Source organism: Psychrobacillus sp. AK 1817 (genome assembly GCF_008807035.1).
In the GTDB taxonomy this organism is placed as follows: domain Bacteria; phylum Bacillota; class Bacilli; order Bacillales_A; family Planococcaceae; genus Psychrobacillus; species Psychrobacillus faecigallinarum.
Genome location: NZ_CP031739.1, coordinates 1684936 through 1700384, shown reverse-complemented (window position 1 = coordinate 1700384; position 15449 = coordinate 1684936). Strand labels below are relative to the sequence as shown.

12 protein-coding genes are annotated in these 15449 nt (G+C 39.1%); all 12 read left to right on the top strand.

All coding sequences use genetic code 11. The annotated features are described in order from the left end of the window. Nucleotides 1-76 precede the first annotated feature (76 nt). Nucleotides 77-1111, top strand: a complete 1035-nt coding sequence (argC, locus tag D0S48_RS08480; RefSeq protein WP_151113768.1) for an N-acetyl-gamma-glutamyl-phosphate reductase — start codon at nt 77-79, stop codon at nt 1109-1111. Nucleotides 1112-1125: 14 nt separating this feature from the next. Then, nucleotides 1126-2352, top strand: a complete 1227-nt coding sequence (gene argJ, locus D0S48_RS08475) for a bifunctional glutamate N-acetyltransferase/amino-acid acetyltransferase ArgJ (RefSeq protein WP_151111262.1) — start codon at nt 1126-1128, stop codon at nt 2350-2352. Beyond that, complete coding sequence (gene argB / locus D0S48_RS08470) at nt 2315-3094, top strand: acetylglutamate kinase (RefSeq protein WP_151111260.1); 780 nt, start codon at nt 2315-2317, stop codon at nt 3092-3094. Before argJ ends, argB begins: the two co-directional genes overlap by 38 nt. Next, entirely contained in the window at nt 3091-4215 is a 1125-nt protein-coding gene (locus D0S48_RS08465; protein WP_151111258.1) for an acetylornithine transaminase, read from the top strand. The genes argB and D0S48_RS08465 overlap by 4 nt, the downstream gene beginning before the upstream one ends. Before the next feature lie 532 nt (nt 4216-4747). Beyond that, the gene (locus tag D0S48_RS08460) at nt 4748-4996 is read left to right on the top strand and encodes a hypothetical protein (protein ID WP_151111256.1); all 249 of its coding nucleotides are present in this window, start codon (nt 4748-4750) and stop codon (nt 4994-4996) included. Between the two features lie 366 nt (nt 4997-5362). Next, the gene (locus D0S48_RS08455; RefSeq protein ID WP_151111254.1) at nt 5363-8713 is read left to right on the top strand and encodes a hypothetical protein; all 3351 of its coding nucleotides are present in this window, start codon (nt 5363-5365) and stop codon (nt 8711-8713) included. A gap of 1205 nt (nt 8714-9918) precedes the next feature. After that, nucleotides 9919-10071 (top strand): hypothetical protein, encoded by a 153-nt coding sequence (locus D0S48_RS08450; RefSeq protein ID WP_191963898.1) that lies wholly within the window; start codon nt 9919-9921, stop codon nt 10069-10071. Nucleotides 10072-10575: 504 nt separating this feature from the next. Further along, nucleotides 10576-10773, top strand: a complete 198-nt coding sequence (locus D0S48_RS08445) for a hypothetical protein (protein ID WP_151111250.1) — start codon at nt 10576-10578, stop codon at nt 10771-10773. Nucleotides 10774-11089: 316 nt separating this feature from the next. Beyond that, entirely contained in the window at nt 11090-12655 is a 1566-nt protein-coding gene (locus D0S48_RS08440; RefSeq protein WP_191963897.1) for an ABC transporter substrate-binding protein, read from the top strand. Between the two features lie 34 nt (nt 12656-12689). Continuing rightward, nucleotides 12690-13610, top strand: coding sequence for an ABC transporter permease (locus tag D0S48_RS08435; protein WP_151111246.1), 921 nt, complete (start codon nt 12690-12692; stop codon nt 13608-13610). 44 nt (nt 13611-13654) lie between these two features. Further along, nucleotides 13655-14521, top strand: coding sequence for an ABC transporter permease (locus D0S48_RS08430; RefSeq protein ID WP_370455739.1), 867 nt, complete (start codon nt 13655-13657; stop codon nt 14519-14521). Between the two features lie 23 nt (nt 14522-14544). After that, nucleotides 14545-15438: a serine hydrolase gene (locus D0S48_RS08425; protein ID WP_191963896.1), complete on the top strand. Its 894-nt coding sequence runs from the start codon at nt 14545-14547 to the stop codon at nt 15436-15438. The last annotated feature ends 11 nt before the right edge of the window (nt 15439-15449 follow it).

The following is a 15449-nucleotide window of genomic DNA, read 5'->3' as shown; positions in this document are numbered from 1 at the left end:
AAACAAATAAAAATACAGTTGACTTTATAATTATGCATAGTTATAATATTTTTAACAAATGGTAAGAGGTGGGTATATGAAGGTAGGAATTATAGGAGCTACGGGCTACGGTGGACTTGAGTTAATACGGCTTTTACATAATCATCCTGAAGTGCAAGGTATTGATCTATTTTCTTCATCGGAAGAGGGTATGCAATTTTCGCATAAATATTCATTTTTAATGAATATTTACGACCAGCCATTATTAAAAATCGAGACTGATAGATTAGCAGAGTATGATGTGTTGTTCACGAGCACTCCCTCAGGGGTTTCCTCTGAGTTATTGCCAGCACTGATTGGAACGAAGCCAAAACTAATCGACCTATCCGGTGACTTTCGTCTGAAGGATCTTCCTACATACGAGCAGTGGTACAAAAAGGCTCCAGCTCAGGCTGATGCGGTTGAAAAAAGTGTATATGGCTTAACGGAATGGAATACTCCTGCTATTGAGAATGCACAGCTCATTGCTAACCCGGGATGCTATCCAACTGCCGTCCTGCTTTCCCTGCTGCCGCTTATCAAAGAAAACCTGATCGACGCAAGCCATCTCGTCATTGATGCTAAAAGTGGTATCTCTGGAGCAGGCAACAAGCCGAGCCAGATGACGCATTACAGTGAGACAAACGAAAATACAGCAATATACAAGCTTCACGAGCACCAGCATATTCCGGAAATCGAACAGGCAATTCAAATGTTTGCGAAACAGTCGACGCCAATCACCTTCACGACACATCTTGTTCCGATGACAAGAGGAATTCTCGCAACGAGCTATGCGCCAGTAAACAAAGGGGTCAAAGAAGCGGATCTAGTGAACACATTACAGGAAACATACGCAAACCAACCATTTGTCCGAATAATAAAAGACACCAATAAATTCGGCACAAACCAGGTATACGGCTCCAACTATTGTGATATTCATGTGAAGGTAGACCCGCGTACGAACAGAGCGACTATTGTTTCGGTTATCGACAACCTAGTCAAGGGTGCTGCAGGGCAGGCCGTTCAAAATATGAATGTCCAATTCAATCTTAAACAAACGACGGGTCTCTCACTCGTGCCATTATTCATTTAAAAGGAGGAAACCACATGTTAACAGAAACGATGATGATGAAGCGCATTACGTACAAAAACATCGCTTCACCAAAAGGTTTCAAGGCGACCGGCATCCACTGCGGCGTTAAGCACAAGAAAAAAGACTTAGCTCTACTGACAAGTGAAGTGCCCGCAAGCGTTGCCGGGGTTTTCTCCACAAATGCAGTTCAAGGGGCTCCGCTTGTCGTGACGAAGGAAGTTGTTTACACCACACAGAAAATGCAGGCGCTAATCGTGAGCTCCGGCATTGCGAATTCCTGTACAGGAAAACAGGGCTTAATCGATGCCTATACAATGCAGGAAAAAACAGCAGAAAAGCTTGGTATCGAGCCAGGATTAGTCGGCGTTGCCTCAACAGGAGTCATCGGTGAAATGATGAAAATGGAGCCAGTCCTATCGGGAATAAAAAAACTTGATCCAACCGACGAGTTAGAAGGAGCCATCAACTTTTCCCAAGCAATCATGACAACAGACACTGTTACAAAGGATACTTCCTATAAAACAGTTATCGATGGCAAGGAAGTCATTATCGCAGGAACTGCCAAGGGCTCCGGTATGATCGAGCCAAACATGGCAACAATGTTTGCCTTCATAACAACCGATGCCAATATCGAATCAAACCATTTGCAGTCAGCATTAAAATCCATTACTGATGTGACCTTCAATGCAATCACAGTAGACGGCGATACGTCCACGAATGACATGGTAGTAGTGATGGCAAATGGGTTAGCAGAAAACAATCCGTTGACTCCATTGCATCCAGACTGGGATAACTTTGTGCAAACACTCCATACCGTTTCATTGGATTTAGCTAAAATGATTGCAAAAGACGGTGAAGGAGCGACAAAGCTCATTGAAGTTGAGGTGCAAGGGGCTCTTAGCGATGAAGAGGCACGAAAAATTGCCAAGACTGTCGTAGGCTCACCACTTGTGAAAACTGCTGTATTTGGTAGCGATGCAAACTGGGGGAGGGTTATATGTGCGGTCGGCTATAGCGGAGCAACCATAGATCCGAACGCCATTAAAATTTCTATTGGACCAACGCCGGTTGTAGAGAATGGAGAGCCAGTCTTATTTTCCGAGGAAGAGACGATGCTATATTTGAAGCAGGCTGAAGTAAAATTCTTAATAGAGCTCAACCAAGGGAATGGCCAAGGAACCGCATGGGGGTGTGATTTGACTTATGACTACGTCCAAATCAATGCAACCTATCGTTCCTAATCGGATCGTTATCAAGCTCGGTGGCAGTATGCTCGAGGGATTGAACGAAGAATTCTTTGCAAACTTTAAAAAGCTACAAGCCGAGGGCAATGAAATAATTATTGTCCACGGTGGTGGCCCGGCTATCAATAAATCGCTAGCTGATCATGGAGTAACATCCACTACCATCAATGGCTTCCGCGTAACATCTGAGGAAGCGGTAGATATCGTACAATGTACACTAGTCGGTAAAGTCAATCCATCTCTAGTGCTCCAGTTAAACCAAAACGGAATTGCAGCACTAGGCATGAGCGGATATGACGGTAATTTATTGGAATGCGACTTCTTGGACAAGGAGATTTACGGCTTTGTTGGGGAAATAAAAAAGGTGAACACTCCCATCCTAGAAATACTGCTCGTCAACGGCATCACACCAGTCATTTCCTGTATAGGATGCCTACCAGATAGCACTCCGCTCAATATAAACGCTGACACAGTCGCAAGCAAAATAGCTCTTGCAATAAAAGCAGAATGTCTGCTGCTAGTAACAGACACACCAGGCATTAAGATAAATGGAGAAATCCAAGAGGTTGTCCAAACATCCTCTATCAACAAATGGATCGAATCCGAAGACATATATGGTGGCATGATTCCAAAAGTGAATGCAGCCATGGATTGCCTTAAGGAAGGGATCCCATCTGTGAAAATTGTAGATGAGCAGCTGCACGGCACAACCATTGTACATCAGGAGGTTTACGTATGAGTTCTTTATTTCCAAATTACGCTCGACGGCCTGTCCATTTAATAGAAGGAAAAGGCACAATCGTCAAGGACGAACAGGGTAAAAGCTACTTGGATTTCACTAGCGGGATCGCCGTACTCAGTCTAGGGCACGCGCATCCTGCCATTGTAAAAGCACTCCAAGAGCAAAGCGAAAAGCTATGGCATACATCTAATTTATTCGAAAGTCCAAAGCAGGAGCAGCTTGCAAACATTTTAATAGAAGAAACTCATTTCGCCCATGCTTTTTTCTGCAATAGTGGAGCAGAGGCAAACGAAGCCGCGATCAAGCTTGCGCGTAAGCATACAGGCAAGCACGTCATCATTACCTTCGAAAATTCCTTCCATGGAAGAACGTTCGGGGCAATGTCCGCTACTGGTCAAGAGAAGGTTCGTCAAGGCTTTGGCCCAGTGCTAGAAACTTTCCGCACAATTCCCTTCAATAATGTAGAGAAGCTAGAAGCGGCAATTGATGACGAGGTCGGTGCTATCATGCTTGAGGTCATCCAAGGAGAAGGCGGCGTCAACAAAGTAGCGCCTGAGTTTGCCGAAGCCATCTCTAGCATATGCGAATCCAAGGGCATCCTACTAATTGTCGACGAGGTACAAACCGGCATCGGCCGTACTGGTACACGCTACGCCTACGAGCAAACTGTCTTAAAGCCAGATATTATGACACTCGCTAAAGGACTTGGCGGCGGCTTTCCAATTGGAGCAATGCTAGGAACAAGCGAGCTGGGAGAAACATTCGGTCCTGGAACACACGGTACAACATTCGGAGGCAATCCACTTGCAGTGACTGTGGCGCAGGCTGTCTTAGAAAATGTCTTTGTCTCAGAGTTTCTAGAAGAGGTTGACCAAAAATCAAAGTATTTCGTGCATAAACTAAATGAGGCACTGCCATCCTATCAGGTAGTTGGTGCCGGCTTATTACTAGGACTTGTCTGTGAAGACGAAGCGGCACCATACATAACCGAAGCAGAAAACGCCGGTCTTCTATTAGTAGGAGCAGGACCAAACGTCATCCGCCTACTGCCTCCACTAACCGTTTCTAGTGAAGAAATCGATCAAGCAGTAGATATATTACGTACAATCTTAAACTAAATAAACTTGAATTAAAGCGCTCAGCGAATCGCTATTCACAAAACAGGGACCACTCTCTATAGGAGAGTGGTCTTTTTGTATTTTATTAACCAAAGATTTAATTACTACATTCGAGCAAGTCGAAATTGTTTTTCTTCATCCGTTGGAATCTAAGTTCGCAATGAGCTTGATCCACTATAACAAACTCTAGTGGGTTTTCTTTTATATAGAAGAAACTCAATATAACACTAGTATTACAAGTGCCTGGCACTTGTAATAATTAGCAGTTTCCAAGGAAAACATTATATAAATATAGAGAAATCTCTTCGAAACTTTCCATATAGATAAATCATTGTTCCTATTATAAATAGACTAGTGTTTCAAGTTATTTACAGGGGTTTTACACTCGAGAATAAGATATTACGAAGAAAAATAGAGTTATATTAGATTTATTAGGCAATATAATGGTTCAATGAAACTAGGTTGCTAGAGTCATATAAATACCATACTAATATAAGTATTCTTGGTTAGATCAGTTAGAAAAGAAAATAGTTTGAAGATGTTTATCTCTTATATAGAAGAAAAAGACAATGAAAAAGCATCGACTCAGTGGAGAGTCGATGCTAATTTGAAGATAAATTTATATAAGCCCGATAAAATAAGAAAAGAAGCATCCGAAGTTCAGATGCTTCTTTTCTTGAGCGATAAAACGAAGGAAGTAGAAGGCTGCACACTAATGAATGTACAAACAAGTTTACGGCGTTACACATCTATAAGTAACCTTCTATACTGTACATCATAACATATATTTGGAAAAATGCACGCCTTTTTCTAAAAAATATAAAATAATTTTTTTAATCAGACTTATCCTAATAAAAGTAAAATCATATAAATCTATCAAGCTTAAGAGTATTAAGAAAATTTTCTAAAAAAGACTAGCATAATTGGTAATATTACTGTATTATGGAAAGTGTAATGTAGTCACTGGTGCTTTCATAACATCATTCTTTAAAAAAACTGGTAAACTTTCTAGTTTATTGGTTGATTTTAGTATAAGAGTTGGATATACTCATATATTGTTAGGGTGATGATAATGGGACGCGATCAGGCGACCGCTTTTACACACTACAAAAAATGCAACACACAAGCGAAGGGAGATCACAAGTTTATGAAGAAAAAAGCTATCAAAATTGCAGCTTCAACTGCAGTAGCAGCTTCAGCATTCGTTGCAGCAGCACCAGTTCAACAAGCTGATGCAGCAACAAATGTAAACCAATTAGCAACAAACGCACAAAATGCAGGTACAGTATTAAAATGGGCTATCTCATATGAAGGTTCTGCAGACTTCAAAACTCGTCCATTTAACGAATTCAATGCAGCTAAAAAAGCAGTTGCAGCAGCAGAGGCAGCAGCTAACAAATTATCAGCTACTGAAAAATTAGCTGTTCAAGCTAAATTAGTAGATGCTAAAGTACAAATCGTACGCGCTACAGCTTACATTGATGCAATCACTTCAAGTGAAAAAATTAAATCTTTAACAAGCAACCTAACTGCAGCTACTGCATCTGGTGACCTTGGTAAAGTAGAAACTGCTTACCATGCAGCATCTTTCGAATATAAAAAACAAGCTAAATTATTAGACCGTGTATACGGACAATCTACTCGTGACGGAATCCGTAACGCTGTTAAGCCAGCTATGGAATCTGCACTTGACGCAGTTAAGTATGACGTAACTGTTAAAATGCACTTAGACAAAGCTTCTACTTTGATCAAAGAAAGCAAGTTAGAAGAAGCAGCTGCTGAATTAGCAAAAGCTGATTATAACTTAACTCTTAAAGATGCGAAATTCACTTTCAAATCTCAATTAGAAAAAAGCTATGCAGACGTAGCAGCTTCTCTACCATTACAAGCTATCTCAGCTATTGGTGACGGAGCAAACACAGTAACAGTTAAATTCTCTAAAGCTTATACTTTAGACAAAAACCTTACTACTCTAGAAGCTGGACAATTTAAAATCAATGGTTTAACAGTTCAATCTGCTAAATTATCTGAAGATAAAAAATCAGTTATCTTAACTACTTCTACTCAAAAAGCTAACACTGAGTACACAGTAACTTGGCAAGGTAAATCAGTTTCATTCAAAACTGCAGCAGTAGCAGATACTTCAGGTATTGCAGTTAACCAAACTGATGATGCTTTCTTAGAAACTACACAAACTCGTGTATACGAAGCTACATTAACAAACACTGATGGATCTCCATATGTTGGTGCTGTTGAAGTTCGTTTATTAAATAGCGATCTTTCTACTTCAACTAAAGATGTTGACCATGCAACAGCTGTTGTTTCAGCAATTAACGGAACAAAAGTTAACGGTGGAGTAATTTCAGGTGTAACTGATCAAAATGGTAAATTAGTATTTACTGTTGCTCCTGGTAGTGAAAGTTCAGTACTTCATGTACAACCTAAAATCATCAAAAAAGATGGAGATAAAAAATCTAAGTATGGTTCAACAACTCACTTCTTCGAATTACAAGATAAAAACGTTTCTAACGTTGAAATCAAGAATGTAAACGGAGATTTACGTGTTGATGCTGCAAATGATTACATCTTCGGAAACAACAAAAAATTCAAATGGGATAGCAATGACGTATTCTTCATCCGCGGTCAACAAGTATCTCAATCTGCATTTGAAACTGCTTTGTCAACAGGCGATACATTGACAATCGATTACAATGCAAAAGCTGATGGAGTTTCTTCATGGAACATCACTGTTGACGTAACAGTTGCAGACGTTGTTAAATTTACAAACCCAGCTAAGAAAACTGTAACTTACGATGGCTATAACTATGATTTAAGTGGTAAAGCTAACGCTGGTTACACAGTAAAAATTTATCGCAATGGTACTTACATCAATTCTACAGTTGCTGATTCAAGCGGTAACTGGACTCTAAGAGCTGTTAACTTGACTCAAGAAGTTGGTAACACATTCACGGCATACCAATACGCACCAGGTAAAGATGGTGTTAATGGGGCTAACAATGAAGGTTCTGCTACAACAACTATCAACGAAGGTGCATTTGCATCAACTAAAGTTGTTTTAGATGATAAAGGGGATAAAGGATTATCTATCGGTGATGCTTTAGACTTTACTTTCTTACACAATGATTCTGTTAAAAACTACGGTCATGAGTTTAAGAAAGATTTAACAGGAACTATTACAATTGGAGATGGTTTAGGTAAGTCTGCAGTAGTAAATGTTTCTTACGTAGATGGAGATACTCTTAAAGTTACTGGTTTCAAATCTAAAGACGATACATTCAAAAATGATTCTGCATCACTTACAATCTTATCTGTTACTGGTCTAGTTAACTCAGATCAACTTGGATATAGCGTAGCTGTATCAGAAGATAACGATGGTATTTACTTAGGTTCTAAACCAGCTGCTTCAGTACCAGGTTCTACAGTGGTTGTTAAAACTTCTGGAGAATTAGCTGCTGCTATTGCTAATTCTAACGTTGGTACAGTTGTATTAGACGCTGCAATAACAGGTGCTCCAACAGTTAACCGTAATATCACAATCGATCTTAATGGATACAATGTTGCTGCTCTTAATGTAACTGGTGGAACTGTTTCATTAGTAAACTCTGGAACAGTGACTGCTGTTAATGCAAATGGTGGGAACGTTTCTGTTGGCGCTGGTGCTACTGTAACTACTTTAACTGTTGCTGCTAACACGAATACAACGCTTACAAATAACGGTACAATTACAAATCCTATCGTATTTAATACTGGTTCAAGCGTTAACTACAAAGGTTATACAGTGAAATCAGCATTAGCTAAAACTGCTGTAGATGCAGTTGTAACTGCTCAAACTACTACAAACCAAACTAATGTTACTGCTGCTCAAACAGCTGTTACAAATATTGTAAATGCTGATGATGCTACAGTTAAAACTCAATTGCAAACAATTGTAACTTCATTACAATCAACTCTTGATGCACAAGCAAATGCTCAAGCATTAGCAGATGCTAATACAGCTGTTAACGCTGCTGTTGCTTCATTAACTGATGCAAATATTGACAATGCTGTTGCAAAAATTGCTGCTATTCCAGCTGCATCAGCAACTGATGAGCTAACTAAAATATCAGCTGCATTAACAGCATACAAAGCTGCTGCACCAGCACCTGCTACAACTGCTAACCTTAATGCGTTACAAACAGCTGTAGATGCAATTCCAGCTGGAAGTGCACGTAAAGATAGTCTTCAAACAGCTACAGTGTCATTGACGGCTGCTTCTATCGCAGCATTCAATGCACAAACTGGAACAGTGGTATTACCTACTGTACCAACTGGTTATACTGTTGCAGTTAAAACTACATCAGATGTAACTAAATATGATATGACTGGTAAAGCAGTTGGAGCTGCTGCTGATACTGCAAACGTGGTATTTACAGTAACTCATACTGCTACTGGAAAAACTGCTGATTCTGCTTCAGTAGTAGTAACAGTTGCTCCTTAATAAAAATAAACGAAACGTTGCTTTATAAATCGTTAATTCGATGAAATAAGCAGAAAATATACCTCATGTCCTTACTTTATAAATCTAGTTGTTTATACTCTATGATTTTAGTAAGTAGACATGAGGTTTTTCCAACTGTTATCATCCAATTAGTAGGTGTAATTCCTATTCTTGTTAAACAGTCTTCGAGCAAGTGCCTAATCCTCCTGGATCCAGTGATGCTCTGATAAGCAAAAGGGATTAAGTCAGGTAAAGTCGTACTCATACAATGAGGCGGGGCTCTTTAAAAGACAACTATGGTCAGGTAGACGAATCCCTGTAGGCAGGGTGAGGTAGTGAATATTGCGAAGAATGCTAGGAGTTCAGTATTCATCCTTACAGATGAAATGATGTAATGGCGCTCAGTATAATTGACTGTTAAACTAGGCGTTCTCACTCCTGAATAGTGGAGACCTACGGTTGTCAAAATAAGGGATGGAAGTAACGGAACGTTTGAAGTTCTCTTGGAAGAGGTGTATCAGCACCATAGAAGCTAAGAGAATGGCAGCGGGTTCATAGTAGTGTTGATTGCTAGCCGATTGGACTTGTATGGTAACATATGAGAAGGATAAAACTAGCAGGAGCGAAGGAACCCAGTCAGTGGTAATTTTAATATGACTTATTTCCCCAAAAGTAATGTCATATGTTTTACAAATGAAAAGATGAAGTCAATCACATTCGTGTGGTTGACTTTTTTTATTTGCTAATTTATCACGAACGGGAAGATACAAATAGGTATAGAATTGAAGTTTTTCTATGTTTCGAAGATTAAGTTCATATCCGTTAGTAAGCTAAATTTTATACAGTTCTATAAATGAAGTGTAATTTAGGGAAATTGTATAATGTAGCATGTTGAATTAACTTCATAAGGTTTCTTGGTACATTTTTGTAATGATAAATTTAATTTCTAAATTATTTTGTAATATTATAATTTACCCCCTCATATATTTGTAGTGGGGAAATAAGAAAATAAAGAATTATCACTGATGGCACGCCGTATGCGATGAAGGTCGCACGTATGGTGTAGGCTCGTTATAAAACCTAGGGTAGAAAAGGTATAAGACGAGAATAGCGTACCAATAATATTAATGGAGATGGCAGAGAATAATACTCCTAATCAATCATTAACAAGTTTACAAGGAGGGCCTATCTGGAGATTACTTCGAGTGACTCTGACAGGGGATACTTTTACGACTCCTTTTAATACCTCTGATGTTGTATTTGGTGGGGATTTGGTTGGATTATCTATTAACGGGCATGTGCCTCCAGGAACTACTCTTCATGGTCTTGGCATGAATCAAGTAATTTTGATGGTGTAAATGGAACAATCACGAGCAATACTGGTCAAGGTACCATTACCATAAAAGGTGCTGCATTACAGGGTGGCAACGATGTAACATTAAATGTCATAGTTACTGCTGTACCTTAATTTGAAATTAAAATTTTTTAACCTCACCATTTGGTGGGGTTTCTTTTTTTGCACATCCAATTGAGTGATCATTATCTTTAAAATGATTTCGGAACATAAAGCGAATAATTTCAAAATAGCGCTTAACAAAACTATTAACATTCCTCAGTATTCGTTTTTATAAAGTTACTATATAGTCAGAAATGGGGAAATAAGTTTTAAGAAGTACTGCTGACGGCACGCCGTATGCGATGAAAGTCGCCTGTACGGTGTAGGCCCTATCAAAAGCCGAGAGATAGAGAAGGTATAAGACGGGAATAGCTTAGTATTAAAAAATGCAACTGAACTAAATACAGCTGGTAACTATAACGGTTCCTATGGCATTACAACTACAGGAACATATGGTCCTAATGATATGGAATCTGTTGCTTACTTAAATGGTAACCTATATGTAAATTCGACCGCGACACTAAGATGGATTTATGTTACTGGTGGCAAAATTTACATTGATGCTGGTCCTACCGGTGTTGTAACACTGCATCCATCATGGCAAGAACCAGGTAAATCCTCTGTCCAAGGCGATATAGTGATTATTTCGGGTATTGTTAACTAGTTGAATCGTATTTTATCTTACCTCACCTACTAAATGGTGGGGTTTCTTTTTGTACTCTTAGTATACTTTTGTTATTAATGCTTAACTTTTGATACTGATGAATTAAGAAAAGTATTATCCCTACAAAATTTGAACCTACTGCTTTTTTATACCTCACAGGCTACCCACAAATTAAATCAGATTATGCCCCTATGTAAGAAACTCCCCCAAATACTTTCAAACACAAAGACATATCTATATACCTCCATGAATATATTGTTGATAATACAAATTTCCGATATGGACAAGTTGCCATAGGAAAATGGGGGGAAGAAAAATGGGGAGAAAGCGGTTGGGAGTGATCAGCTTGTTTATTGTGCTTGCACTTGTTCTGTCCGGCTGTAATTGGTGGAAGCAATCGGATTCCAAAGGAGGTTCGGGGGAGGTAGTTGTTGGTTTGGTGTCGGAGCCAGATTCTGTTGATATTCATCGAACATCGTCGACAGGAGAGGCGAATACTCCTTTGTATGATACCTTACTGAAGCTTGATGATGAGGGGAATATCGTCCCAAATTTAATCACTGATTATCAAATTGTAGGGGATGGGAAAGAGGTAATCTTTAATCTTAAAGAGGGAGAGAAGTTCCATTCTGGGAAGCCTGTCAATGCAGAGGCAGTTAAACTATCCTTCGAAAGATTAGTGGAATCGTCTCCTTTTAGTACAAATGCTGGGGACATAGATAGTATAGAGGTAATTAGCGAACACTCCTTCAAGATTACATGGAAGAATCAGTTTGCACCGTTCTTTATTAATGCGACCACTTCCTTTTTGGCACCGATAGACGTTTCTGCTTTAGATGAAAAGGGAGAAGGTTTTGAGAAAAATCCTAGTGGTTCAGGCCCGTTAAAGCTAAGTAAAATCAATCGCGGAGACTCACTGGTATATGAGCCGTATAAGAATTTTGATTGGAATGATGGCGGTCCAGGATTTGATAGCGTGAAATTTAGATTTATACCGGATGAAGAGACTAGGATTTTAGAGTTTAAGAAAGGTAATGTGGATGTTTTATTGAATGTGCCTTACCAATATATTGAGGATTTAGAGAAGGATTCAGAAGTGACAATTGAACGTGTGCCAGGAGATGTTTTAAGTTATTTAGGCTGGAACAATAAACTCCCTATCTTCCAAGATAAAAAGGTTAGACAAGCTATTGCAATGGCAATTGATAGGGATTCTATTATAGATAATACATTAAATGGTGAAGCAAAAGCAGTATTTGGACCATTACCGAAGGCTGCATTTGGCTATAGCGAGAAAATTGAAACGATGGCCCACGAGAAATATACAAGAGACACAGAGCAGGCGAAGAAGCTATTAGCGGAAGCGGGCTGGAAAGAGACGAACAAGGATGGAGTGGCTATGAAGGATGGCAAGCCGTTTGCAGTAGATTTATGGGTAGACGATGATCCAGCCAATCAAAGAGCGGCTCAGGTTATACAAAATCAATTAATGGAGATTGGTATTAAAATAAACATCTCTGTGAAGGAATCCGCAACTATTATTGAGCAAACACCTAAGGGAGCACATCAAATGTTGCTATGGAGCTTTGGATGGCCGGATGCTGACGTGCTGAACTTCTTGTTATTCGGGAAAGAAAAATCGAAGCGACTTCATTATGAAAATGAAGAGATTTATAGCATTTTGGACAAGGCGGCGATTGAAATGGATCAGGATGCAAGGTTAAAGCTGTATGAAGAGGCGATGGAAATGCTAGTGGAGGAATCTCCATTTGTACCGCTATATGTGAAAGAAAATATTACAGCAGTTCGTAATTTTGAAAGCTTTAAGATTCATCCAATCGAGGGCACGATTCAATGGCAGGATGTAAAAGTAAAGGAATAGAAGAAAATTAATCTGTACAAAAGGAGGCGTTTACTTGTCATCCTATCTATTCAAAAGAATCACTACAATGCTTATTACCATTATTGGAGTCTCCATTTTAGTGTTTATGATTATTCATTTAATACCAGGTAATCCAGTCAATCATATACTAGGTGACTATGCAACAGAGGAGTCTATTCAAGAATTAGAATCTAGATTAGGACTAGATAGGCCAATAACCATTCAATATGTATCCTATATGGCGAATGCAATTCAAGGTGACTTGGGAACTTCTTTTATCACTGGATATACGGTCGTTGAAGAGATTATGAATCGAATACCAGTGACTGCCCAATTAGCATTCTATAGTATCTTATTTGGTTCGTTTTTAGGGATAGGCATAGGAGTATTAGCAGCAGTCAAAAAGAACACCATTTACGATCAGCTAGCAATGACTTTGGCTCTTATTGGTATTTCTGCACCGGGTTTTTGGATTGCTTTGTTTTTAATTCTACTATTTTCTTATCAATTAAGTATTTTTCCAATCTCAGGGTACAGCGGGTTTTATTCGCTTATACTTCCTTCTATCACTTTAGGTTTGGGTACCGCGGGAAGTATTGCAAGAATGACGCGCTCCAGTATGCTAGATGTGATTAAACAGGATTATATACGAACTGCTCGAGCTAAAGGAGCAGGCGCGTATCGGTTAATCTTTCAACATTGTTTGCAAAATGCTGTCATACCGGTTATTACATTAATCGGTATGCAGTTCGGTTATTTGATGGCAGGAGCAGTAGTTACTGAGACTGTATATGCACTGCCAGGCCTCGGCAGTCTAATCGTTTCAGCAATATCTACCCGAGATATTCCAACTGTTCAAGGATTATTGTTATTTATGGGCTCTATTATTATACTTGTTAACTTTGTAGTTGATTTGCTTTATACCAAATTAGATCCTCGTATTCAATACGAATAAAGAGTCGTGTGAGGGGAGAGAGAAAGCTGAAATCAGTAGATAATTTGACTATTTTAACAGCAGAATCTATTCATAGGAAATCTTCTTTAGCTATTTTTATTCAAAAAATGACGAATAACAAAGGGGCCGTCATTGGCTCCATCATCTTACTATTTTTCATCATCACTTCAGCGTTTGCTCCATGGTTTGCAACTTATCCTGTAAATGAAATGAACTTTGAGGATAGCCTAAAGGGTCCAAGTGTAGAGCATTGGCTAGGCACAGATGAATTTGGCAGAGATATTTGGACACGCATTCTCTACGGAGGAAGAGTTTCCTTATTGATGGGTTTATTTGCAGTAGTTGTTTCAGGGACGATTGGTGTCATTTTAGGGGTAGTGGCTGGATATTATAGAAAATTAGATATGTATATCATGCAATTTATAGATATTTTAATGGTTTTTCCATCATTGCTGATGGCGATCGCAATAGTTGCAGTTTTAGGTGTAGGTCTAACGAATGCAATGATCGCAGTTGCTATATCGGCTGTTCCCTCCTTTGTAAGAGTAGTCAGGGGAGCAGTTTTAACAATAAGAGAGACGGAATATGTGGAGGCTGCTAGAGCGTTAGGGCTACGGAACTTCAAAATAATATTCAAGCATATACTACCTAATGTCACCTCACCAATCATCATATTAGCTACTTTGGAATTTGGAAGTGCGATCCTCTCCGCAGCATCCTTGAGCTTTTTAGGACTAGGAGCACAACCACCTAATCCTGAGTGGGGAGCGCTAGTCTATGTAGGAAAATCATTTTTAAGTCAGGCATGGTGGATGACCTTGTTTCCCGGACTAGCAATAATGCTTGTAGTACTAGGATTTAACCTGCTAGGTGACGGTCTAAGAGATGCATTAGATCCAAAATCAAAATAATAATCAAACAAGGAGTGACTCAGGTGAGCTTACAAAAAATAATAGAATCTTATGTGACAAATATTGAAGCTGACTTTGGAATTTATATTAAGCAACTACAAACAAATGAGGAAGTAAATATACAGGGAGACAAGCTATTTCAAACGGCAAGCGTGATGAAGCTTCCAGTTTTAGCTACTTTATATGAAAAAGCGTATAAAGGCGAGATTAATCTTCAACAACGAATACAGCTGACTGAACAAGATTATGTACCAGGCTCTGGGGTATTTCAGGAAATGGAGTATGGCATAAAGCCAACGATTCAGGACCTAGCTACGATGATGATCATCGTAAGTGATAATCTTGCCACAGATAAATTATTAAAAATTCTTGGTGGAGTTACCCCAGTGAAAGAGACAATGGACAGATTAGGGCTTAATAACATATATATTAAGCATTCTATTTGGGAGCTTCTTAGCTTAAGTGTAGGGATACCGTATCAGCCATACAGCTCAGAACTTTTTGATGAAATCATTAGACGCTTGAAGGAACAGGAAATAGATTGGGAAAGTGTCGTGTATCAGCACAATAAGGAGAGCAATGTGAGTTCAGCAAAGGATATGTCTCTTTTACTAGAATTGTTCGCAAAAGGAGAGTTCGTCTCTACGAAATGTTCAAGAGAGATAATAGATATATTGCATAGACAGCATTACCAGCAACGTATTGGAGGGCTTCTACCGCGTAATACGCCTGTAGCCAATAAAACTGGTAGTCTTGGAGCTATGTACAATGATGCAGGAGTTGTTTACTTACCTGAAGATAAAGGTCAGTATGTCATTTGCGTCTTCTCTAATGGACATTCCTTAGAATATGAGGGGGACGAGCCCATTGCTCAAATTTCCAAGATAGCATATGAATATTTCTTGGATGGGAGGTAGATTCATTGACT